A 23,260-nucleotide genomic window follows, 5' to 3' on the forward strand; every position below is an offset into this window, starting at 1 on the left:
TCATTATTTTGGAATAAAATAAATAGAAAATGCTTTATCAACCTTGGCCTTGGTATGTATCAGGGCCGCTTATTGCCATAATAATGGCAGTTTTGATCCTACTGGGAAAAAAATTCGGTATGTCCTCCAACCTAGAGACTTTTTGCTCTGTGGGGGGTGCTGGAAAATTCACTGATTATTTTAAAATTGATGTAAAATCTAAAAGATGGAACCTTTTGGTCGTATTAGGTTCTGTTTTTGGAGGGTTTTTAGGTGCACATGTGCTATCGCCCAATCCTGCTGTGGACATAACGGACGAGACCGTTGCCAAACTACAGGGTTTAGGCTTTGAAAGCGCAGGAAAAGCCTATTTGCCTACAGAACTTTTCAGTTTGGAGGCGCTCTCACAGCCAATGGTCTGGGTAATTTTATTGGTGGCAGGCATATTGGTCGGTTTCGGAACACGGTATGCGGGAGGTTGTACTTCTGGTCACGCCATTTCCGGTCTAAGTAACCTTCAACGACCTTCACTTATAGCAGTAATTGGATTTTTTATCGGTGGTTTGATTATGAATCACCTATTGTTTCCCCTAATTTTTGGATCATGAAAAGCATTGTATATATCATTATAGGAACGTTTTTAGGTATTGTATTATACAAATCAGAGGCCGCTTCTTGGTTCCGTATTTATGAAATGTTCCAGTTCGATTCTTTTCATATGTATGGCATTATCGGTTCTGCATTGGCTGTTGGAGTCGTATTGGTCCAATTGATCAAACGTTCCAAAACGAAATCTTTTTTTGGTGAGACCATAAACATTCCGAACAAGGAAAAAGCATTTACACGATATCTATTGGGTGGTATTCTTTTTGGCTTGGGTTGGGCCTTGGCCGGGGCTTGTCCTGGTCCCATGTACATATTGACCGGTGCGGGATATTGGCCAATCCTTATTGTATTGTTTGGTGCCACGGTAGGGGCATTCCTGTATGGTGTTTTAAGGGGTAAATTACCCCACTAAGGTGGACTTAACGGGATATTTGGGTAAAACAACGAAAATGAATGGTTCGTTGGCGATAAGCTTATAGCTTTGGCTATCCCAAACCTACTTAATAGTCCCAAGTAATGAAGCTTACCACGTTTATTATAGACGATGATTTGGTGTCGCAGTTTGCGACACGATACTGCATACAACAATCCCATGGTGATTTTGATATTGTTACTTGTTCAAGTGGCGAAGAGGGAATCCAAGCTTGTTTTAGTTCCATAGAAGAACATAATAGATTACCTGACATCATCTTTTTAGACCTTGTAATGGATGGGATGAATGGATGGGATTTTTTGAAAAATCTTCAGAATTTGTTCAAAGGGCATGAACTCCCTAGTGTTTATGTGCTTTCGGCTTTCGCCAATGCAACAGACCGTACCATTGCCAAAGGCCATGGATTGATTGCGGGCTATGTGGATAAACCTTTGTCTCGTTCGTACTTGGAGAAAATCTTGAAAGAAGAGGAAAAAAAAAGAACTGTTTAATAGCTCTTTGGTTCTTTCTAAAAGGGCTGCACTTTAAAACACCTTAATTTGACAGACTCGGTTGCGAAAAGTTTTTAAAAAAACCTATTTTTGCAGTCCATTTTTAGGGATGGCCCCGTAGTTCAATGGATAGAATAGAAGTTTCCTAAACTTTAGATGCAAGTTCGATTCTTGCCGGGGCTACTTTTTGACTTCCGAATGATTTTTGATCATTTCACTTTCCTTTTCACCAAAAACTCAAATCTTGCTTATTTGAAGTTTTAACATTTAAAATCGTTCAAAATAAACGATAGAAATGCATTTTACATCTTTACAAACAAGTTGGCTATAATTATAATACGCTATCTTTTAAAAATTCGAATAAAAAGCAATAGCCAACAACCCTATTAGGTATAATGTTACAAAACTAGTATCTCTTCGTCTTAATTAAACAAACGAACCAATCATAAAAACAAAATGCTTAAAAATTTATCAGATCGTAAAGAAGCTTGGAAAACAATCTTTTTATTTCTTTTACTTGTCGTTGCTCTTACTTCGCCGTTCCATTATGCCATAGTAAATCTGTATCCTTCGAGGATATATGTTGGAGCTATAATGTGGTGTCCTGCAATAGCAGCTTTTATCACCCTAAAAATTAAAGGGCGTAAAATTACATCTCTGAATTGGAATTGGGGGGATTGGAAATATATCCGATTGTCTTATTTAATTCCTGCTTTCTATGGTATAATCACTTACGTCTTAATCTGGATTTTCGAACTTGGAGATTTGGCCAACAAAGAAGTGATAACGGATTGGGGAGCAGAATTGGGATTATTTGGAATAGGAACGTTGAACCCAACCTCAATAACCATCATAGCTATAATCTTATTGGGGACTGTAGAAGTAATAAGAGCTTCAGCAACAACATTGGGAGAAGAAATTGGGTGGAGAGGCTTTTTTATCTATGAATTGAGAAAGGTACTTTCTTTTACTGGCGTATCAATTTTCAGCGGAATTATATGGGCTGCCTGGCATTGGCCGCTGCTCGTTTACTATAGTAGCAATGTACTATTGGAATTTATAACGTTCTTTATCGTAATTATTTCCATGTCCTTTATTATGGCCTACTTCACTTTTAAATCTAAAAGTCTATGGCCAGCGGTGCTATTTCACGCCGTAAGCAATGTATTTATTCAAAAAATAATGCCCCCGCTAACGATGAAAATAGAAGGAAGTGAACATTGGCTTGGTGAAAATGGAATTATGTTTGCCATTGTTACTTGTGTTTTTGGAATTTACTTTTGGTATAAAGGAATTAAAGAAAAATTGTAAACAAAAAGGGCCTAGCTACGCATATTGGGTCATTGCCAATTACTTCCTGGCCCTTATTAATTGCAATTCACTATCTTTCAATTAAATCGGAAAATGGTCACCCTCTTTTTGGCAATGAGCCATACAAATTATTGTTGTGGCTAATTTTAAATCTATCCTATGAAGTTGTTTAGAAAAATTAGGCATAAGCTGATTTTGGACAATAAAAAAACTCAATACTTTAAGTATGCTTTAGGAGAAATTGTATTGGTTGTAATCGGAATTTTGATTGCATTACAGATAAATAATTGGAATCAGTCCATAAAAGATAAAAAGTCCCTGGACGAATATTTGATAAAGATTAAATCTCATACATCGGAAGATATAGAGCAGTTGGGCGAGTTGAAAAAGGGAAGAAAGCAAATTGCCGACATATGTAAAAAGGCACGTAATAGTATCTTAAATAAGACCGAAAAAGAGAATCTTTTTTTGTTCATGGCAAGTGGTTATGCTTTTACCGATTTCTATTTCAAACCAAATTCAGGTGGTTATGAATCATTGAAAAGTTCAGAATATTATGGAAAAATAAACAATACCAACCTTGATTCGCTTTTAGCAAAATATCACGGTTTAGTTGATGTTATTGCTGAAAATGAAAGGAGTTATAACGAATTTACCGTTCATCAAGAGAATTATCTCGATACTCAATTCGATAGGTCACTTATTTTGGCTTCTGCATTTATGTCAAGAGATTCTTTGTCCACAAAAGCTACACCTCAGTCCGAATATGACCAAGCATTTATAGAATATACAGCGAAACCAGCTTATAGAAATGTCATTAGTCTAGCAGCATGGCAATTCGATACAATGATTGATCAATACAATCAGCTAATTCAACTAGGACATCAAATAATTAATGAAATAGATGCGATAACCGAAGACTAAAAGATAAAAATGATAAAAAACAAAAAAGCCAAATGGACAGTGCGCGTTTTGCTGTTGGTTGGAACCTTAATATCACTTTATTTTGTGCCATGGCTATTGGTAAAAGCATGGATACTTCCGCTGCCTGATACGATTCAGGAACAAGCTGAAGAAGCCATCGATCATGGATTTGACGGAGTGATTGTTTATGTAGACCAAACCGGTAAACCACCACAGTTTTATGCTGCAGGCTGGCACAACCGAAAATCCAAGATACCGGCCAAACCCGACGCATTGTTTAAAATTGCCAGTATTAGCAAGCTATATGATGCTGTGGCTGTTACCAAACTGGTAAGTAATGGGCGGCTTTCTTTAGATAAAACCATCGCTGATTATTTACCTGAACTCGTGGGAAAAATCGAAAACGCGGAGAAAATTACTTTAAGGTTGATGATTCAACATAGAAGTGGAATCCCCAACTTCACAGACGCTCCTAATTTTTGGTCCGCTCCAACACAATCTTTTGAAGAGAGTCTTGCATTGATTGAGGGTAAACCTGCCAACTTTGAACCCGGTGAGGACTATGAATATTGCAATACAAATTACCTACTGATCAACAAGATAATGGATGATGTTTTGGGATATCCTAATTTTCAATTTATACGCGAAGAAATTTTAGAGCCTCTAAATCTAAATAATACCTATGGGTCATTAAGTGAAGTAAATATGGATGAGGTTATGAGTGGATATCATGTAGGACACCCCTTTGATTTAAAGGCAGACGAACATGGCATGTTGGCCACAGCTGAAGACGTTGGTACTTTCCTTAGGGCATTGAACGATGGTTCATTATTTGCCCCAGGGGAGCAGGAAATATATGCTTCTATTTATGAATACGAGCATGGAGGTTGGGTTCCGGGATATCAAAGTTTTGCAAAATATCACAAAGACCTTGATGCAGTTACTATCGAGTTCTATAGTACAACTGATTCTAGACTGTACAATTGGAACTTGTCAGAAATCATAAATAATAGAATCCTTAAAATTCTGAAAAGGCAAAAAACAAATAACAAAGTTTAAAGGCCCTTAAACGCCATTTTTACTAAACGGTTTCTAAAGTTCACAAATCGTCAACATTTTGAAATCAAAAAGTGGATACCCCAATAAAATAGGAGGGTGGGGAAAAAGTTCGATTCTTGCCAGGGTTACTTTTCACTTTCATTCTTTAGGTGTTCTTTTTTTACAATCTCCCTAATTGGAACTCCATCAATCAATACATTTTTAAGTACAGCTTTACCATTTTTTATGTGTACCAGTGCAAAAGTGATTTGTGTTGAGTCTAATTGTGATCGCTGATATGTTAATTCAGCATCATAGGCTTTGGACTCTTCCATATAATATGTGTCAAATGGATAATCTATGGATATTTTAGAACCCTTGCCTATGGCAAAACCCACCTTGGCTTTTACATAATCTTGATTGTTTTCTGGCTTTTCCTTGGAAATGGATGCAATTTTCGCAAAACCATCACTTCCGTTTGTAATGGATACATAGATTTCATCGCCTCGCTGCCAGTCCATTTTGTTCTTGACTTCAAAAGTGTTGTTGTCAAAACTTAGGGTGATATATTTTCCGCGAAAAGTATCGTTTGGATCAACTGGATCCGTCTTGAATTTATATTCAGACCCATTTTTTAATACATCTTCTTGGTCCCATATCATTTTAGCAGGAACATATAGTTGTGCAAGAGCCACCAGAACAAACAATACAATTTGTGTTTTCTTGTTAATCATTGGCTTTTCGTTTTTTAAGCATCCAATAGTTGGCAAGAAAGAAACCTGCACCAACTATAACGAACATCATTCCACGTAAAACAAAGCTGAGGTTGGTATCGAAAAATCGGCAAATCACTAATATGGTTATTATTAGCAATCCATAATTGAGGATGCCCAAATGGTTCTGCTTTGCACCTACACGAATGGTATGTATGGCAATCAAGAATATCAGGATATTGATCAAAAGGGAGGAAAATGGAACATAATTGCCAATGATGAAAATTGGTACAAAGATCAAAAATACCAAGGCAATGGGTTTTAAGTTTTTAATGCTTTTATTTTTTATTTGAAGATATAGCAGTACCAATGCTATAAGTGAAATGATAACACATGTAATAAACTCAGGCGTTGTGTATACTTCATCAAATAGATCAGTTTTACTTCTTAAATGGTCCCAAAAATCATCAAAACTTAAGATAAGTAGTAATATAATGGTACCCAAAGAACCCAAAACCCTATAGCCATTGCTAAAACTAAATTGGTTGGAGAAAAAATTGCTTTCCCCAATCAAATAAATTAAACCGAATAAACTTATATAAGCAATAAACATAAGTTCATCGAAATGACCCCCCAAAGTTCCGAGCGTTATAATCAGTGATACCGGAATCACCCAATTATGTAGATACGTAAAGTTGCTTTTAGGTTTTTTCTTGAGTAATCCAAAGTAAAAAGGTAGAGCGAGTAGTAACAATACCCAGTACGGATAGGAGGTTGAGGTAGGATAGGTCCAATAACTGGTTTCACATGCGTAATAGGTGATTCCTGCCAAATAGATCAAAGAAACCATTGAAGATTTCATAGCATAAATAATCGGAAGACACAAAAGCATCCAAGTGAGTAGATAGGTGCTTAAATTCCCGGGGATATGGTATATCTGGCTTACCAATGAAATACTTGCACCTACAGCAAAGAACAAGAATGCGGAAGTACTTTCCCTCCAAGCTGCACTATCCGGCTTTTTAAGCAAAGCAAAGCCACAAAAGAACTGGCCAATAAGCAGAGGTAAAAAGGCAAAGAATGTTTTTAAACTACGAGAAAGCTCATCCCAATTGTGGGCAATGATCAGAATAATGCCCATTCCCACCAATATAGCTCCAAGAATGCCAAAAACCACAAATAATTTGTTGGTGGTAGGTCCGTTCTTGTTTTTAAAATAAGTTTCGATGTTCGCTGCGGTATCTTTTGAGATTACCCCAGCTTTTATAAGTTCTGGCAGGTCTTTGAGTATGCTCATAGTCCTGTATTTGTTGGCTCAAAGGCCGGTTTACATGTTGAATATACATAATTAATTGGGTATTTAGCATAGAGAATCGGTTTTGGTCAATCTTGTTTCCTATGTGTATCATCTTTACCCTTTTTTAATACTAACTTCAGATTTACATCATTTTTGGTCGATAAAATTGCTCCAATTTTGACAACCCAAGTTTTTTTTTATAATTTTTCAATACAATCATAGTTGCTCTAATTGGAGCAAGGAGTTAACCACAACATCATGAATAACCTCAAACGCGTAATTGTAGACTATAAAAAACTGACCTCGGAGGTGCTTAAACTTTTGGTGGAGAAATATCCTGATGGATATGGAGATGATGATGTAATCAACTTCAAAAACCTAAAAGGAGAATCCATAGAAGCTGTGGAAGTAACCACTGAGGATACTAAATACCTTGTAAAAATCAGCTCCAAGCTCGAACGTACCATGGCGGATTTCGACGAAGAGGACGATGATGATTTTGAACCGGATGATTTTGAAAAAATCTCTGAGGACAACGAAGACTTCTCGGACGATGACGAGGACAAAGACAACGATGAGTACTGATTCCCTATCCGTTTAAATTTTTAAGCATTTCAGCAGAGGTTTGGTCCAAATCAAATCTAGGCTCCCAGCCCCATTGCTTTCTAGCCGCAGAATCATCAATACTGCTAGGCCAAGAATCGGCAATTTCTTGCCTAAAATCAGGGGCATAGCTTATTTCAAAGTCAGGAATGTGCTTCGCAATACTTTTGGCCATTTGTTTTGGGGTAAAATTCATTCCCGCCAAATTGTAGGAAGATCTAACCTTTATTTTTTCCGAAGGACTGTCCATTAAGCTAATAGTAGCTCTAATGGCATCATCCATATACATCATCGGAAGTTCGGTGTCACTGCTTAAAAAACATTCATAGGAGCCCTTTTTTAGGGCATCATGGTAAATCTCCACCGCGTAGTCAGTAGTACCGCCCCCTGGCATGGTCTTCCAGCTGATTAATCCAGGGTATCGTACGCTTCTAACATCGACCCCATATTTTTTGTGGTAATACTCGCACCATCGTTCTCCAGATTGTTTACTAATGCCATAAACCGTGCTAGGTTCCATAATAGTGTTCTGTGGGGTATCTTCCTTTGGCGTATTGGGGCCAAAAACTGCAATACTGGATGGCCAAAACACCTTGGTTATTTTCTTTTCCTTGGCCAAATTGAGCACATTGAAAAGTGAGTTCATGTTAAGGTTCCAAGCACGCATAGGAAATTTTTCCGCTGTAGCACTCAGCATAGCTGCCATTAAATACACTTCATCAATTTCATAATGCATTACTACATCCTCTACTGCTGAATAGTCGGTGGCATCCAAAAGTTCAAATGGGCCAGATTGCATCAGTGCTTCGCTACCTTCCCTTATATCACTTGCAATTACGTTTTCGGCACCGTATTTATTTCGGAGTTCAAAGGTTAGTTCGGTTCCTATTTGCCCGCATGCGCCGATAATTAAAATTGGTTTGTGCATTAAAATCGAAGTTAATTTAGTTTGATGGCAAAGATACCCTTTATTAAAATTTGTACATTCGCCTATGCAAAAATTGTTAGGCATATTTGTCTTGGTCATGGTTTTCAGTGCTTGCAAAAAAAACGAAAAGACCACGGCCGTAGTTGAAAATCAGGATTTAGAATTCAGTTATCAGAAAATGCCCGATAAAATTGGAATAAATCCAGAAGCAACAGCCATTGTTGAAAAATGGGAAGAGTTCAAAGCATTGAATGCAAGCATTGATGTGCTCTACAAAGCAACCAATAACGAAGATTTAGCGTTGGCCATTGATGACCTTATTGAAAAGGAGAAAAAAATGGCCGATGGAATATATCCCGAATTGTTCGATACTTTTCAGGTAAAAAGTAGGCAAAGAGTACTGCGTACCTTTTTGTATAAAGCTAAAGCAAGTATTCAGGAGAATCAGCCAACTACCCAGCCCGTTGTAGAGGCCTTGGAAGCATACAACAACATGCGTAAGCAGTTGAATGTTATTATGAATAGCCAATTGGACAAAAAATTGATTTTAGATGAAACGTAATATTTTAATGTTGGGACTATTGATGGTGTCCATGACCCTCTTCGCCCAAAATACAGAGAAAAATAAAATCAACGATGTTTTGGACAGCTGGCACCTAGCGGCCGCCAACGCCGATTTTGAGGCTTATTTTGATAAAATGACGAAAGATGGCGTGTTTTTGGGAACCGATGCCATGGAGAATTGGCAAAATGAAGAGTTTAGATCTTTTTCCAAACCTTATTTTGACAAGGGAAAGGCATGGAGTTTTACTGCTGTGCAGCGCAACATTTATTTGGGTGAATCTGGGAACTTTGCTTGGTTTGATGAGCTTTTGGATACCCAAATGAAAATATGTAGAGGTTCCGGGGTGCTCAAAAAAGTAAATGGGCAATGGAAAATTGCCCATTATGTACTTTCAATTGCAGTGCCCAATGAAAACGTGGACGAACTTATCCAAATAAAGGAAGAAAAGGACAATGCATTACTTCTGGAACTAAAAAAGAATAAGCAATAACTTAATTCTTCTCTACTTCTGCTGTTTCTTTTCTAGACTCCAAAGCCTGCTTGCTCAAGCTTGCCAGGTTGAAATTTGGGGCAATTTTAAGTGCTTCGTCAATAGAAGCGATCGCTGCATCAATATTTTCTTTATCCTTATTAAAATCCGCTAAACCTTTTAAATGGTAAAAAGCAGCTTTAAGGGGGACTTCATAAGGTTGTTGCCTCTCATAAAAAGCATATTTCATTTCATCGGTTGCATTCGCTATACCATATTCAATGTTGGTAGCGGCACCATTCATATCTCCTGTTTGAATTTTAAGATCGGCCATTTCATAAGCTATGTAAGGAGACGGATTTCGAGAATATAGTTCTTCAAAATGTTCCAATGCTCTTTTGGGTTGGTTCAATGACTTTAACGAAAAGGCCTTGATTTGCACGGCAAGGTCGGAGTCATTACTATTTTTCTCCACCCCTATGGTGTTCAAAGCTTGCATGTGCTGACCATTGTTCATGTAAACGAAAGCCAAGGTGTCCCTTCTTTCTTTAGATGGAGCCAAAACGTTCAAATGCGTCAAAGCACCGATCACACCATTTACATCACCCTGCAGGCGCATTTCTTTATAATAAGCTTTATAATGTTTCAAAAGCTCATTGTTGGTTTGCGAAATACCGCTAAAGCCCAAGAACAGGAGCAATAAGAGTACAGTCTTTTTCATTGATTTTCCATTTAGTGCGCCAAATCTAACAAAATAATCCCAACCTAGCTGTTAAGAATTCAATAAGTAATTATTGGGGTTTCAGGAAATTATGGGTGTGGTAAAACTCTGATTTTTATCCAAGAAATTTTTACTCAAAACTATCTTGCCCTTTTTTTGGAACGATTCTGTTTCGTAAGAAGGGGTGGGTAATCCTCTTTTTTGTGCTTCTTCAAAATAATATACCTGCTTTTTGGGATGATGAGGATATACCCCGTTGAAAACTTCTCCCCAATAGCTTTGCTCTAAAATGGTTAGGATCATATGGATGCAATCTTTGCTGTGGATCAAGTTGATGGGATGATTTCCATTACTAAGATGCTCTTTGCCAGATAGGGTGGTTACAGGATGCCTATCAGGCCCTATTAAACCGCCAAAACGAATGATGGTGGTTTTGAAACCTTTTTCGTTGGTAAAGAGGTTTTCGCATTCCACTAATTGTTTGCCCGATTCGGTGACAGGTTCCAGCGGAGAACTTTCTGAGACTTCTCCTTCGGCATTTCCATAAACAGCGGTGCTGCTTACGAATATAACATTGGAAACTTCACTTTTTCTGATTGCGGCAATCAGGAATTTCATTTTTTCCACAAAACTTTCGGTATGTTTCCCCCTAAGTTTGGGCGGTATATCAATGATCAAGGTTTCAATATTGGATAGAAAACCTTCGATGTTACCTTTGATTCCATCTTCCGAAAGGTTTATTTGATAAGGTATGATTTTCTCATTTTGTAAAACCTCCAATTTATTGGAAGATGTGGTAGTGCCTTTTACATTGTATCCTTGCTCAATCAATTTTTGAGCCAAGGGAAACCCTAGCCATCCGCAGCCTAAAATGCCAATATTTTTATTCAAATCGCAAGGTTTTTATGGTCAATATAGCATCATTTAGGACAAATGGCATCGGAATACTATTTTTTGGCCGCTCTGGAATGCTAAAATCGGGATGGGTCAAGAGGTTATTGGAAGCTTCGTACAAAGTAAGCTCCAAAACGGAATCTTTTGGAAACTCCAATTGCAACTCCGTGAAATCATTGTTGGTGATATAGTGAGTTACCAATTTGCTTCTTCGGTTTTGGAGGAAGTAGGAAGATAATTCAATCCGATTTACCTTGGCGGACTTCATACCAATAGGATTTGTAAATACTTCCAGTCTGTTCACATCCCTTTTTGGGGTTATGCAAAGTTCAATCATCCTGTTGTCTCCAATGATGGTATCCATTACGGTATCAATGTAGGGCAATGGAATATCCTTTTTGGGTGCATCGGCCACATAGCTAAGATTTGTACGGTATTTACTGGAAATAGTCTCTGTATTGGGTTTTCTTTTGTTCTCTCCAATGAATTGTCCGTTCCAATCGATCAATACGTTATCGTAGGTAGCCCAATGCGTGGAATCGGTATCTGCATTAAAAACATATAATAAGCTACTCGGTTTTGGTCTTTCTTCATTAAAATCAGATTGAATATGGCTGGTTATTCCGAATGCAAAGAACAGGAACAAGAACAGATACGCCAACCTTCCTTTACTCTTTAACTGACCAAAAAAGGGAAGCACCAAGAAGAAAAGCAATGTTGTAAAGAGGGTTGCGGCCACCATCATTTTTAAACCAAGGCCAACGGGGAACATTTTGATGAATGGCGAATAAATTAGTACCGCTGGCAATGCCAAAAACACCATGAGAAACGGATTTGGCTTTTCTTGATTTAGGGTTACGAGAAGACCTGCCAATAAGCCGTAGAGGGGAACAATAAAAAAGCTTGCCCCCTTTAAATATTGAGCTACCAATCCGCAGATAAGCAACCAAATAATTATGGGTGCCACCAATAAATTGGGGGTAGTTGTTTTTCGGAATTTATGATAGCTATAAAAACAAATAAACAGGGAAAACATCACATACACTGCGATGTAGGTGTGTCCGTTGTAGGTGAAGCCATGCAGCATATCTTTAAATCCAGGGTACCACCAAGTGATTATGGACCAACAAAAATATCCTAAAACCCCATTCACGATTAACGTAATCAGTACGGGTACAAATCCCTTAAAAATATCCTTGATGTTGAGTTTTTTCTTTTTGAAACCCCAAAACAGCAATGCTATAAATGCCAAAACTGCAAAAACGAACATGGGCCAAATCCATTCATAGGGGTAGGAGACAAGTTTGAAGAAGGGCATATTAAAATAGACGTAATCGTTCAAACTTTTAAGGTTGTCCAAATCGGCATTGCTAAAATAGATGAGTAAAGGCATTAAATAACTCCCTTGATGTGCCAAGGTGTTACGGTCCAGTCGTTCGTATGTATCCAAAGCAGTGTGATAATCAAAATGATCATCTATGAACGCAAAGTTAAAGCCCTCGATATCGCCATCTTCCCTAAAAACGGTAAGGTCGGTATCATTGGGGAGCATCTTGTAAATACTGTAAGCGAGTGAATTGGCTACGGGATATAGAGGATTTGCTTTGGTAAACTCCTTGATCAATGTGCCGTTGCCACGGTTGGTTTCAATGAGCATGTAACTGGGTCCTCCACTACCTCGAGCCTCAAAATTTAGGGCAAGCCCCACATCTTTGGCCCACGGATGGTTGTTCACAAAAATGTCGGCCCCGTTGAGTCCAAGTTCCTCTGCATCCGTTATTAAGATAATAATATCATTTTTAGGAGTCTTGTTCTCGCTTAAAAATGCTCTAATCCCTTCTAAAATGGTCGCTATGCCACTACCGGCATCACTAGCTCCATAGGATGAGTGTGGATTGCTATCGTAATGAGAAAGCAAAAGAAGTGCTTTACCTTTGTTGCTACCCTTGATTCTAGCCAAAATATTGGTGGCTTTACTTAAGTTACCCCAATTCCCTGCAGTATATCCCTCTTGCATAGTTGTTTCCAAACCCATTTTTTTCAGTTCGGAAATGATATAGCTTTTGGCTCTTTCATGTCCTGGAAAACCAACAGCATGGGGTTCTTTGGACAACTCTTTTACATGTTCTAAGGCCCTATCGGTAGAAAAGGAATCCGTTGATACATCTTCGTTGGCTTTATAAGCGGGCATAAGAGATTTGAAACTCCAATACACAGCAATAAAAAGCAGAATGAGGGCAAGGGTTCGGGAAAACTTCATGGTTCAGCGTTGTTGAAACTTAAATGTATGAAATTATGAAAGGTTCTCATATTTTGATAGTTAAAATTAGGTTATTCGCTAAAAAAAGCTATATTTATTATTCAACTTTAAAATCTAACCTTATGGCAATCAAGAGTTTTCAAGGCGTACGAAGCAAGGAGGAGAACAAGAAAAAATACGACGCCCCTATTTTGGTGGAGGATTATATGACCAAAAAATTGATCACCTTTTCTCCTGACCAATCCATTTTGGAAGTAATGGAGACTTTTGCCAAACACCATATTTCTGGTGGCCCTGTTCTGGACAACAATGGTTTTCTGGTAGGAATCGTTTCCGAGGCAGATTGCATGAAACAGATTTCCGAGAGCCGATATTTTAATCAACCTATTTTGGACAAGAGCGTGGAGCGTTTTATGACAAAAAACGTGGAAACGGTACCTCACGATATGTCAATTTTCGATGTAGCCGGTGTTTTTGATAGACACAACAGGCGCAGGTTGCCCGTAATGAAAAACGATATTTTGGTCGGGCAAATAAGTAGAAAAGATGTGGTAATAGCTGCCCTAAAACTAACATCCCATAGCTGGAAATAATTTATTCCCTTTTTACGATCATGTAATAATCATTGTCTAGCGGAAGATATCCTAAATCGTAGACAAAAAAGTAGGTACTGCCTTTTTTGGTCGTGTACAGGTTGGTGATGTATTCAAAATCGAATCCCTTATCCAACAATCTCATTTTTGTTGTTTTTGTTTTTCCGTCTTTGAGTGGAAAACTATCAAGTATTCTATAGTTTTTGCGTAGTTTATTGTTGATGTTGCGTACCAAGTTCTTACTATCTCGGTTCAGTAGATTGTTATAGGCATTCCTGCAATGGTCGGAACAGTATTTTTGGTCGATGCGGCCAAGTAACTTTTCGCCGCATACCAGGCATTTTCTTTCGGACATAGGATAAGATTAGGTCACCACAATATCAAACTTTTTTAATAAACCTATTAATCCATCTTTACTAAAATGGGTTTTCTTCACTTGGTTGATGGATGGATCTATATTGAAATTTAAAGCTGAGGAAAAATCAGCTTGTTCAAGATCAGTATTCTCAAATATCGCGTTTTCAAAATCACAATTCGGGAACTCGGCCTGTTTCAAGTGTGCATCGGCAAAGTCGGTTTGATGGAGCCTGCAATCATGAAATTGTATGTTGGGCAAGTTCATACCAACAAAAGATGCAACGGATAGATTGCACCCAATGAATTTTAGGGATAACAATAAATGGTTACAGGTTTCAAACTGAAGCCCTACCATTTTGCAATCCTCAAAGGTTACGACGTTAAAAATGGTGTGTGCAATATTGGCATTTGTGAAATCACATCCTTCAAAAGTGCATTCCACAAAATTCTGATTGTCCAAAAATCCCTTGGAGAAAAGGCAGTCCACAAAACTGCAATTTTCGTAATCGCCCTTGGGCAATTTATTTTGCGTATAATCCTGTTTTGTGAACTCCTGATCTGACCAAAAGGATCCTGCCATTATTCTCCTGTTAAAATAATGGCTGGTATTTCCAGTGCTTTGAACATATCATTATAATCTTTCATGCCACTGCCCACAATGGCATTTTTCTCATCTTCAAAAGTTTTCCATTCGGCCATGTTGTCCCTAAACAACTCTTTGGCACCTTCGGTTACTTTTGGTTCCGGCACATCGATAAAACCTCTCAAATGCATAAAATCGGCATTTAACTTGCTGCTGAAATTAACCACATCTTGGAAGGTTTTTTGCTTGGGTTGAATCAAGTTCTCTTCCCAAGTATTGATTCGTTCCAAAAGGGTATCTCCCTTCTCAAGCAACTCTTTTGCACTTTCGTTGTCTTTAAGCAATTCCTTATATTTTTCAAGTTGACTTTTGGCCGTACGCATTTGGTTGACCGCTTTGTGCATGTTCACCAAAGTTTCATCGATTCTAGTTAGATAGGATTGCTGCTCCGCATAATCAGCAGGTGAAGCATCGATTAATGGGTCCTCCAATACTATTGCATTGGTCTCCACTGTCTCGTTCTCCATAGTAAGGCGAAGCGTGTATGTGCCAGGGGCCACTCGCGAACTTCCGTAACCATCAAAACCAAAAACATTCTCAATGGCAGGTGAAGGTTCACGGTAAAAATCCCAAGTGAATCGATTATATCCTTTTGCTGCAGGTAAAACCTTTGGTTTTGATGGCCCACCTGGCCAGCTTTTAAAATCTTTTGGTGCTTGATTCGTGTAGGATCTGATCACTTTACCTCCAGATAACACTTCTAGCTTCAGTTCGGTGGAATCTAATTTTTTGGGCAAGTAATAATCGAAAGTGACTCCAGATTTTGGGTTCTGACCCACGCCTGGAACATACTCGTCATTGCTACCGTTAAAAATACGGTAAGATGGTTTTGGCGTCACAATTTGAATCGAGCTTGCCGGTATTAAACTATTCTGAATCGCCCCCAAATCATCCAATATCCAAAAGGCTCTTCCCGCTGTGGCAGCTACCAAATCATTATCTTGAATAATTAAATCATTGATAGGGACCACTGGTAAATTCAGTTGCAAGGGTTGCCAATGTTGGCCATCATCCAAAGACACATATAGGCCTGTTTCTGTACCTGCATAAAGTAATCCTTTTTGCTTTTTATCCTCTCGGACCACTCGGGCAAAAGTGTGTTCTCCATCAATCCCGTTGGTGATTTTGGTCCATGTTTGACCATAATCCGTGGTTTTGAAGATGTAGGTGTCCAAATCCATGAACTTATAACGCATCAAAGTAATGTATGCCGTTGCAGGATTATGAGGAGATACTTCAATACTGTTGATGATGCCTTCCTTGCTATTTGGAGGAGTAATATTTTCCCAAGTATCGCCACCATTTTTAGTAATGTGAACCAATCCATCATCAGAACCGGCATAAAGAACCCCTTCTTCATGGGGAGATTCTGCCAAGTACATGATGGTATTGTAATTTTCTCCACCTGCCGCTTCGTTAGTGTATGGGCCACTTCCTGGGCCCTGCTTTTCAATTTCGTTTCGAGTTAGGTCAGGACTCACTACATCCCAGCTATACCCGCCATCTTTTGTTCGGAACACTACGTTACCGGCATGGTAGATGGTATTACGGTCGTGTGGTGAACTAATAATGGGGGCATTCCAATTGTAGCGGAACTTAAAATCCTTCGGAATGTTACCTAGACCCAATTCAGGGTATTCTTTAATAGGTTTTGCTTCGCGGGAAGCCTTTACCCACTTTTCAATGATTCCTTGATAACAACCACCGTATACAACTTCGGGATTATCTGGGTCAAAAGCCAAATAGGCACTTTCACAACCAGCAACCGGGTACCAATCTTTCCAATCGATACCCCTATCTCGTGTGCGGCTGGCTATGGCCACGGAAGAGTTGTCCTGTTGTCCTCCGTACACATTGTAGGGCACTAAATTATCCGTGATGACTCGGTAAAACTGTGAGGTTGGTTGGTATTGTTGCGAACTCCAGCTGACACCTCCGTTGTTGGAAATATTGGCACCACCATCGTTGGAGTTGACCATGATTTGGTTGTTTTTGGGATGAATCCATAAATCATGGTTATCGCCATGAGGGGTAGAAACGGGTGTAAAGGTTTTTCCTCCATCAATGGATTTGGTCACGGGAGCATTGAGTACATATACGATGTTTTCATCTTGCGTATCCGCAAAAATCTCCATGTAGTACCAAGACCGTGCAATATTGATTCGGTTCTTATTGGTCTGTTTCCAGGTCTTTCCAGCATCGGTACTCTTGTATACCCCGCCTTTTTCACCTTCGGCTTCAAGTACGGCATATACCACATCTGAATTTGCCCTGGAAACAGAGATACCTGATTTTCCAAATTCCTTTGGAAGTCCCTTTTCCATTTTATCCCAAGTAGTTCCACCATCGGTGGATTTATAGAATCCAGAAGAGGCTCCTCCAGAAGTAATGGTCCACGGGGTTCTTTCATGTTGCCACATGGCCGCATATAAAATAAGCGGGTTGTTCATGTCCATACTTAGGGATGAAGCTCCTGTAATATCGTCGACATAAAGCACTTTTTCCCAAGTTTCCCCTCCGTTGGTGGAGCGGTAAATACCACGGTCTTCGGATGGCCCATATTGGGCACCTTGTGCCGCAATAAAAATAATGTCGGGATTGGTCGGGTGGATAATCACATCGGAAATATGACGAGTATGGTCTAAACCGATATGTTTCCAAGTTTTTCCAGCGTCGGTGGATTTGTAAACACCATCGCCCATAGAGGTCATAACACCACGAGCTGCATGTTCTCCCATTCCGGCTATCACAATGTTGGGATTGCTTTCGGAAACGGCAATATCACCTACGGTACCTGTTTTTAGGAATCCATCGGAAACGTTTTTCCATGTGATACCGTCATCGGTGGTCTTCCAGATACCCCCGCCTGTGTTTCCCATGTAGTAGGTATGGGGCTGGCCCACAACACCAGTAGAGGTAACACTTCGTCCACCTCGGAAAGGGCCAATGTTACGCCATTTTAGCCCTGGAAAAAGGGAATCGTTTACTACAATAGATGGTTGGTCTGATTTTTTGCTTCGTCGTTGTGCATCCATGGGATGCAATGCCAATAACATGGCACATAAAAGTAGAGGTCTTAGTTTCACGAGTTAGTTGGAATTAGTTATTCCGTTAAAGATACTAATTCAACTTATTCCAATGAAACTAAATCACTTAACTCTTTTATACGCAAATAGGATTTCTTCTTGGTTTCCGTCCTCTTCTATTAGAACCCAAACATTCATTTGGTTGTCACTTATCTTTTCCATAGTGAGTCCTTCAAAATACACTTTGTTTTTTTCGAGTTTCACTAGTTTAAAATCGATAGTTTCATTCTTTTCTTCCCAACCTTTCATGTTTCCATCAAAATGTTTGAGTTGAAGTATGATGGAATCATCCAATTGTTGAATGTGGCCCGATTCGTAGAAGGAGACTTTATCATCGTTAACCATTCGGAATACGAACATCATGGAATTGCCCATGGGAGCACTCCAAATTTCTTCGGCAACGCCTCCAAATGCTTCTCCGGTCCAATGGCCCTCAATCCATGATACTTCCACGAGATTGGCTTTGGGTGATGACTGGCCTTCGGGCAGTTGCATGGTTTGTTGCGCAGAAACAAGTCCTGCGCTGAACATAAAAATTAGTGCGATTGATTTCATGATTGGGTTTTTTGAATGATGAATGCCTTGACATTAATTGGACAAGGCAAATTTTACATTTACAGTGGTTTCCACCTTTATTTTTTCAAAATCGATATTCAAGGGTTGTGCATTGCCCATATCGGCAGAAACGGCTTTCATCTCCATCATGGGAGCTTGATTGTACCTTGGGTAATACTGTGAGTTATCAGCAATATGGATGGCCATGCCCACTTTTTGACCTAGTGGCTTGGTCAAAGCATTGGCTTTTTGCATCGCTTTTTTTACGGCTCTTGTTTTCAACTCTAGTTCCAGTTCATCCATTTTGGAATACTCAGTTTTTTCGATATTGGTGTTGGCAATGTCTAATTGTTCCAATGCCATCATAACATCGCCCAGTTCTTTCCCTGAATAGACCAATAGGGAGTACTGTTTGCTTTTGAGCACCTCTTTCTGACGTAGAAAATACTTTTTAAAGTTGCTGCCCATATCCTTGATGACCAATTGCTCATCAAGATCAATACCCATGGCTTTAAAGCGTTTGGCCATTTGGTTTTCCTGTTCTTCGACAGAAACACGGCCTTTTGTATCTTTTTCTTGGATGATGATGTTCAGGTAGATTTTATCAGGAGTTACCATGGTATCTACTCTGGCCTGAGTTTCCAAATATGGGGTGTCCAAAAAGTTTTTGGATTGGGCAAAAATTGCCGTTGTGAACAAGACTGTTACTATAAAAAGGATTGTTTTTCTCATGATTGAATTTTATTAAAGGTAAATACTTCACCCTTACGTTCAAAACCTGTGCCGCAATCTTCAAGGTTGATGGATTCATTAAAATCTCTGGATTAACTCAATTAACTTAAGTACATTGTGGGTATGAAATTTATTTTGGCACCTGATAAATATAAAGGCTCGTTAACAGGACGCGAATTTTGTGAAACCGTTGCCCTTGGCATCAAAAAAGTTTTTCCGAATGCGGAAATAATCAGTAGACCTTTGGCTGATGGGGGCGATGGTACCATTGATGTGGTTGCAGATTATCTAAATGCTTCAAAGGTTTCTGTAAAGGTAAAGGACCCACTGTTTAGAGAAATCACTACACAGTATCTACTTTCTGAAGACAAACAAACAGCATTCATCGAAATGTCCGAAGCATCCGGATATAAATTGCTTGAAAAATCCGAGATGAATTGTATGGACACTACAACTTTGGGTACTGGGGGAATGATTGCAGACGCCCTTGAAAAAGGAGCAAAAAGCATTGTGCTGGGCATAGGGGGTAGTGCTACCAACGATGGGGGAATGGGCATGGCCCAGGCTTTGGGCTATTCTTTTTTGGATGCTTATGGCAATGAATTGGAACCTATTGGGAGGAACTTGGAAAATGTATCGGAAATCAATCAAGATAATGTAAACCCGAAGTTGTCCAAGGCAAAAATCCAAGTGGCCTGCGATGTCAACAATCCCTTTTATGGTGAAAATGGAGCAGCCAAAATCTATGGAGCGCAAAAAGGTGCTTCCATGGAGGATATTGAGTTTTTGGACAAAGGATTGGAAAGTTTTGCCAAGGTGCTGCAATCTACTTTTGGTGTTGATGTGCAAAATATCGCTGGTGCGGGTGCTGCTGGTGGTGTAGGAGGAGGTGCTGTAGTTTTTTTGAATGCCGAATTGGCCTCTGGAGTTGATTTGGTGATGGAACTCGCCAATTTTGATGAGGTGTTGAAAGGTGCCGATTGGGTCATTACGGGAGAGGGACAGTTGGATGGCCAAACTTTTTCGGGAAAAACCATCAGCGGGGTGGTACAATCTGCCAAAAGAGAAAATGTTCCCATTGCTGCCTTCTGTGGTTCCATTGATGTTACCATTGAAGAGATGCAAAAAATGGGATTGGATTATGCTGTCTCCATTCTAAATCAGATAGGAAACTTGGATGATGCGAAAGCGAAGACTACCGAAAACTTAGAATTGGCCAGTTACAATTTTGCGCACTTGGTGAAACTGAGCAAAGACTAGCTCAAATAACTTTTCTTCATTTTATGCTCCAAGGAGGTTTTAACGGTCTTCCATTCACTGTTCAAAATGGAAAATACCACGGTATCCCGAAGATTTCCGAATTCATCAACACGGTGATTTCTTAAAATGCCATCCTGTTTGGCTCCCAAACGGAGTATAGCATTTCTGGAGGGATGGTTGTGGAAGTGGGTCCTAAACTCCACGGCGATACAGTTCAGATTTTCAAAAGCATACTTTAGCAAAAGGTACTTGCACTCCGTATTGATTCCGGTGCGTTGTGTTTTTTTGGCATACCACGTGGCCCCGATTTCCACTCTTTTGTTTTTTGCATCCACATTTAAGTAGCGGGTGCTCCCTACAATGGTGTTGGTTTTTTTGTTGATAATGGCAAAGGGCAATGCGTTTCCCTTTTCTTGCTCGGAAAGTGCCATATCCAAATAGGAATCTATGGTCTTGGGAGAGGGTACGGAGGTGTACCAAAGTTTCCATAAATTTCCATCCGATGCGGCAAATGCCAAATCCACTTTTTGCGATTTCTGCAAGGGGACGAGCTTTACCAATTCGCCTTCCAGTTGTATGGGACGTAACCAAGAATCCATAGGTTGAAATTAAAGTCCAAATATAAGTTTTAATCCATCGAGTTAAACAAAGAAAAAGCCAAGGGGTTGCCTTGGCTTCATCATCAATCAAAAAACGAAATTATATCAACTATTTCGATTCAAATTCTTCAATAATAAAGAAGTTTTTGCTCTTCTTCTTCACGATATAATTGTTTTCCAAAACATCGTAATGCATGGTTTTGTCATCAACATTAATATCAAACCCTTTGTCGCTCTGCACTACTTCAAAATCATTGTTCACGGTACCTTTGTATTTCAGTACCATATAATCGTCGTAGTTTTTATCGGCATCACTGTCAATAGCTACCAACTTGGTGACAAAAGGAGAGGATGGTTTTCTATCTTGGTTTACCATGCCTCTGTCTTTGTTATCCAGTTCCACGCCGTATTTTCTGCGCTCCATCACCTTTACACTATATTCCTTTTCTTTTCCATTTTCGGACAGGGTAAAGGTTTTAAGTTGTGTAGTGGCTTTCATGACCCCGGAATTCTGATTTTGCCCATATCCGGCAAAAGCTGTTAGGGTTGCGAATGATAGTATAGTGAGTAAATTTTTCATAGTATTATTTTTTGTGGTTAATAAATCTGTTTTCTGGATGAGCTGCTTGTCTCTTACTTTAAATAAGAAGTGAACATCCAGTGTCTTTTCTCCAGCTCGGTCATAAACTCGGTCAACATATTTTCTGTGACAACATCGCCAGTTTCAAGAGATGCATTTACAGCATCTAACATGCTATCGTGCAAAATCTCGTAGTCTCGCAGCACTTCTCTTACCATTTCCAGAGCGGAAATATTTTTGTCTTGCTCCTCGATTTTAGAAAGTTCCAATGTTCTCTTTAGTGTAAAATTGCTTTGCACACCAAACACCCGAATTCTTTCTGCTACAATGTCAATGTTTTCTTTAACCGTGTTGTATTCGTTTTCAAACTCTTCATGGAGTTCAAAAAAATCTGGTCCTTCAATGTTCCAGTGAAAGTTTCTAAGCTTATTATAGAATACCTGATAGTTGGCCAATAATGTATTTAGGCTAACAACAATTTCTGCGGTTTCTAAATAAGTGAATCCTAATTTTTTAAAAGTTTTATTTTTTGCTTTAATAGCTTCCATGTAATATGTTTTTGATTTGTTTATTGTAAAATTACAAGTCAATACCTTAGAGGATTGATTGTAACGATGTAATTCTTGATGCAAAAGGTTTTTGAGTACGTTTTAAGGTAAATAAGTCGAATTCATACCCCAATGGTCATGATTGTCGGTAGAAATTCCAACCATGACCTCTCTCCATTAAAATAAATATAAAACTCAGTAAATCAAGTATTTAAATTAATTTAACGTTTATTGGGAATTGTTTTGGATGGATGGTTCTCTATCGTTACTGATAATGAAACCTTTGCAAAGACATTCATATACTTCAGAAGAAATATCGGTCAAGTATTCTTTCTCGTGACTAAATACTTTTTGTGGGTCACCGTGTTCAAGATCTTGTTGTTGAATATATATGGTTTCCGATATGTCATACATTTTTCTACAAAGGCTAAATCTTTTGACAACCTTATATTTATTAATGGTTCTTATGTGCATTGGGTTGAGGGTTTTTGTTATCCCATAGGACACAATAATACCGTGTAAGTCACTTTTAATTAGGTGTAATTATTTACATACGTTTACAAACGAAAACTAATGATTACAAACCGTATATGATTTTAAATGCTTCTAAGTTTGCCTCGTCGGACAATGAGAGTTCGATGGATAAATGTTTAAAACTTAAATCTTACTATTATGAATTCACTTAGAAACAAAGTACAATTGATTGGCAACTTAGGAAATGATCCAGAAATTATCATGCTTGAAAATGGCAATAAATTGGCGAAGTTTTCAATCGCTACGAATGAATCCTACAAAAATTCAAAAGGAGAAAAGGTAACGGATACGCAATGGCACAATATTGTGGCATGGGGAAAACTGGCCGAAATAACAGAGGATTTTTTATCCAAAGGGAAAGAGGTTATGATTGAGGGGAAACTCATGAATCGCTCCTATGAGACCAACGAGGGTGAAAAAAGATACATCACCGAAATTAAATGTAACGAGCTATTGATGCTCGGAAAGTAATTATTGTTACTTAATGACGACTAAAAGGGGGTAACTCCCCTTTTTTTGTTTTCCTGTAGGGTAAATACAT

General features: G+C 38.9%; 27 protein-coding genes and 1 tRNA gene. 13 read left to right on the top strand and 15 right to left on the bottom strand.

Annotated features, from left to right (window positions below):
- The first annotated feature begins 29 nt into the window (after positions 1-29).
- The 7 genes from D2V08_RS07595 to D2V08_RS07625 all read left to right on the top strand — a co-directional run bounded on the left by D2V08_RS07595 (position 30) and on the right by D2V08_RS07625 (position 4,803).
- Positions 30-587 (top strand): YeeE/YedE family protein, encoded by a 558-nt coding sequence (locus D2V08_RS07595; RefSeq protein WP_119607436.1) that lies wholly within the window; start codon positions 30-32, stop codon positions 585-587.
- A complete protein-coding gene (locus D2V08_RS07600) occupies positions 584-997 on the top strand; it encodes a DUF6691 family protein (protein WP_119607437.1) in 414 nt (137 codons plus the stop codon). Before D2V08_RS07595 ends, D2V08_RS07600 begins: the two co-directional genes overlap by 4 nt.
- A 104-nt stretch (positions 998-1,101) precedes the next feature.
- Positions 1,102-1,509, top strand: coding sequence for a response regulator (locus tag D2V08_RS07605; RefSeq protein WP_119607438.1), 408 nt, complete (start codon positions 1,102-1,104; stop codon positions 1,507-1,509).
- Between the two features lie 111 nt (positions 1,510-1,620).
- Positions 1,621-1,692, top strand: a tRNA-Arg gene (locus D2V08_RS07610).
- 273 nt (positions 1,693-1,965) lie between these two features.
- Positions 1,966-2,820, top strand: a complete 855-nt coding sequence (locus D2V08_RS07615; protein WP_119607439.1) for a CPBP family intramembrane glutamic endopeptidase — start codon at positions 1,966-1,968, stop codon at positions 2,818-2,820.
- Positions 2,821-2,979: 159 nt separating this feature from the next.
- Positions 2,980-3,744 carry a DUF6090 family protein gene (locus tag D2V08_RS07620; RefSeq protein WP_119607440.1) on the top strand — a complete coding sequence of 255 codons (765 nt, stop codon included), beginning with the start codon at positions 2,980-2,982 and terminating at the stop codon, positions 3,742-3,744.
- 9 nt (positions 3,745-3,753) lie between these two features.
- Positions 3,754-4,803, top strand: a complete 1,050-nt coding sequence (locus tag D2V08_RS07625; protein WP_119607441.1) for a serine hydrolase domain-containing protein — start codon at positions 3,754-3,756, stop codon at positions 4,801-4,803.
- A 125-nt stretch (positions 4,804-4,928) separates the two neighbouring features.
- Here the strand turns inward: D2V08_RS07625 and D2V08_RS07630 are convergent, their stop codons facing one another.
- Together D2V08_RS07630 and D2V08_RS07635 are read right to left on the bottom strand one after the other, a co-directional pair.
- Positions 4,929-5,516: a GDYXXLXY domain-containing protein gene (locus D2V08_RS07630; RefSeq protein WP_119607442.1), complete on the bottom strand. Its 588-nt coding sequence runs from the start codon at positions 5,514-5,516 to the stop codon at positions 4,929-4,931.
- Positions 5,509-6,792 (bottom strand): DUF2157 domain-containing protein, encoded by a 1,284-nt coding sequence (locus D2V08_RS07635; protein WP_119607443.1) that lies wholly within the window; start codon positions 6,790-6,792, stop codon positions 5,509-5,511. Before D2V08_RS07635 ends, D2V08_RS07630 begins: the two co-directional genes overlap by 8 nt.
- A 258-nt stretch (positions 6,793-7,050) precedes the next feature.
- Here D2V08_RS07635 and D2V08_RS07640 point away from each other — a divergent pair, with 258 nt between their 5' ends.
- Positions 7,051-7,377: a hypothetical protein gene (locus D2V08_RS07640; protein WP_119607748.1), complete on the top strand. Its 327-nt coding sequence runs from the start codon at positions 7,051-7,053 to the stop codon at positions 7,375-7,377.
- 4 nt (positions 7,378-7,381) lie between these two features.
- Here the strand turns inward: D2V08_RS07640 and D2V08_RS07645 are convergent, their stop codons facing one another.
- Positions 7,382-8,323, bottom strand: coding sequence for an NAD-dependent epimerase/dehydratase family protein (locus D2V08_RS07645; RefSeq protein WP_119607444.1), 942 nt, complete (start codon positions 8,321-8,323; stop codon positions 7,382-7,384).
- A gap of 64 nt (positions 8,324-8,387) precedes the next feature.
- On the opposite strand from D2V08_RS07645, the gene D2V08_RS07650 reads away from it, so the two are divergent.
- Both D2V08_RS07650 and D2V08_RS07655 read left to right on the top strand, forming a co-directional pair.
- Complete coding sequence (locus D2V08_RS07650) at positions 8,388-8,885, top strand: hypothetical protein (RefSeq protein ID WP_119607445.1); 498 nt, start codon at positions 8,388-8,390, stop codon at positions 8,883-8,885.
- A complete protein-coding gene (locus tag D2V08_RS07655) occupies positions 8,875-9,378 on the top strand; it encodes a nuclear transport factor 2 family protein (protein WP_119607446.1) in 504 nt (167 codons plus the stop codon). Before D2V08_RS07650 ends, D2V08_RS07655 begins: the two co-directional genes overlap by 11 nt.
- 1 nt (position 9,379) lies before the next feature.
- On the opposite strand, the gene D2V08_RS07660 is transcribed toward D2V08_RS07655, so the two are convergent.
- The 3 genes from D2V08_RS07660 to D2V08_RS07670 form a co-directional block, all read right to left on the bottom strand.
- Positions 9,380-10,078 carry a hypothetical protein gene (locus tag D2V08_RS07660; RefSeq protein WP_119607447.1) on the bottom strand — a complete coding sequence of 233 codons (699 nt, stop codon included), beginning with the start codon at positions 10,076-10,078 and terminating at the stop codon, positions 9,380-9,382.
- 81 nt (positions 10,079-10,159) lie between these two features.
- A complete protein-coding gene (locus tag D2V08_RS07665; RefSeq protein ID WP_119607448.1) occupies positions 10,160-10,969 on the bottom strand; it encodes an SDR family oxidoreductase in 810 nt (269 codons plus the stop codon).
- Positions 10,962-13,232, bottom strand: coding sequence for a M28 family peptidase (locus D2V08_RS07670; protein WP_119607449.1), 2,271 nt, complete (start codon positions 13,230-13,232; stop codon positions 10,962-10,964). Before D2V08_RS07670 ends, D2V08_RS07665 begins: the two co-directional genes overlap by 8 nt.
- A 122-nt stretch (positions 13,233-13,354) precedes the next feature.
- Between D2V08_RS07670 and D2V08_RS07675 the strand changes: the two genes are divergently transcribed.
- Positions 13,355-13,825 (top strand): CBS domain-containing protein, encoded by a 471-nt coding sequence (locus tag D2V08_RS07675; protein ID WP_119607749.1) that lies wholly within the window; start codon positions 13,355-13,357, stop codon positions 13,823-13,825.
- Between the two features lies 1 nt (position 13,826).
- Here the strand turns inward: D2V08_RS07675 and D2V08_RS07680 are convergent, their stop codons facing one another.
- The 5 genes from D2V08_RS07680 to D2V08_RS07700 all read right to left on the bottom strand — a co-directional run bounded on the left by D2V08_RS07680 (position 13,827) and on the right by D2V08_RS07700 (position 19,198).
- Complete coding sequence (locus tag D2V08_RS07680; protein WP_119607450.1) at positions 13,827-14,180, bottom strand: hypothetical protein; 354 nt, start codon at positions 14,178-14,180, stop codon at positions 13,827-13,829.
- Between the two features lie 9 nt (positions 14,181-14,189).
- Complete coding sequence (locus tag D2V08_RS07685; RefSeq protein WP_119607451.1) at positions 14,190-14,762, bottom strand: pentapeptide repeat-containing protein; 573 nt, start codon at positions 14,760-14,762, stop codon at positions 14,190-14,192.
- Positions 14,762-17,911 carry a VPS10 domain-containing protein gene (locus tag D2V08_RS07690; RefSeq protein ID WP_119607452.1) on the bottom strand — a complete coding sequence of 1,050 codons (3,150 nt, stop codon included), beginning with the start codon at positions 17,909-17,911 and terminating at the stop codon, positions 14,762-14,764. The genes D2V08_RS07685 and D2V08_RS07690 overlap by 1 nt, the downstream gene beginning before the upstream one ends.
- 63 nt (positions 17,912-17,974) lie before the next feature.
- Positions 17,975-18,466, bottom strand: coding sequence for a DUF6265 family protein (locus D2V08_RS07695; protein ID WP_119607453.1), 492 nt, complete (start codon positions 18,464-18,466; stop codon positions 17,975-17,977).
- Between the two features lie 33 nt (positions 18,467-18,499).
- Positions 18,500-19,198 (bottom strand): SIMPL domain-containing protein, encoded by a 699-nt coding sequence (locus tag D2V08_RS07700; protein ID WP_119607454.1) that lies wholly within the window; start codon positions 19,196-19,198, stop codon positions 18,500-18,502.
- 123 nt (positions 19,199-19,321) lie between these two features.
- Between D2V08_RS07700 and D2V08_RS07705 the strand changes: the two genes are divergently transcribed.
- Positions 19,322-20,458: a glycerate kinase gene (locus D2V08_RS07705; protein WP_119607455.1), complete on the top strand. Its 1,137-nt coding sequence runs from the start codon at positions 19,322-19,324 to the stop codon at positions 20,456-20,458.
- On the opposite strand, the gene D2V08_RS07710 is transcribed toward D2V08_RS07705, so the two are convergent.
- The 4 genes from D2V08_RS07710 to D2V08_RS07725 form a co-directional block, all read right to left on the bottom strand.
- The gene (locus tag D2V08_RS07710) at positions 20,455-21,057 is read right to left on the bottom strand and encodes a GNAT family N-acetyltransferase (protein ID WP_119607456.1); all 603 of its coding nucleotides are present in this window, start codon (positions 21,055-21,057) and stop codon (positions 20,455-20,457) included. The two genes, D2V08_RS07705 and D2V08_RS07710, sit on opposite strands and share 4 nt — an antisense overlap.
- A 109-nt stretch (positions 21,058-21,166) precedes the next feature.
- On the bottom strand, positions 21,167-21,637 hold the full coding sequence (locus D2V08_RS07715; RefSeq protein ID WP_119607457.1) for a hypothetical protein: 471 nt from the start codon (positions 21,635-21,637) through the stop codon (positions 21,167-21,169).
- 53 nt (positions 21,638-21,690) lie between these two features.
- Positions 21,691-22,185 carry a Dps family protein gene (locus D2V08_RS07720; RefSeq protein ID WP_119607458.1) on the bottom strand — a complete coding sequence of 165 codons (495 nt, stop codon included), beginning with the start codon at positions 22,183-22,185 and terminating at the stop codon, positions 21,691-21,693.
- Between the two features lie 228 nt (positions 22,186-22,413).
- A complete protein-coding gene (locus tag D2V08_RS07725; RefSeq protein ID WP_147374080.1) occupies positions 22,414-22,659 on the bottom strand; it encodes a hypothetical protein in 246 nt (81 codons plus the stop codon).
- A 198-nt stretch (positions 22,660-22,857) separates the two neighbouring features.
- Between D2V08_RS07725 and D2V08_RS07730 the strand changes: the two genes are divergently transcribed.
- The gene (locus D2V08_RS07730; protein WP_119607460.1) at positions 22,858-23,190 is read left to right on the top strand and encodes a single-stranded DNA-binding protein; all 333 of its coding nucleotides are present in this window, start codon (positions 22,858-22,860) and stop codon (positions 23,188-23,190) included.
- Positions 23,191-23,260: the final 70 nt, after the last annotated feature.

The organism is Flagellimonas lutimaris (genome assembly GCF_003581615.1).
GTDB classification, from domain to species: Bacteria; Bacteroidota; Bacteroidia; order Flavobacteriales; family Flavobacteriaceae; genus Flagellimonas; species Flagellimonas lutimaris.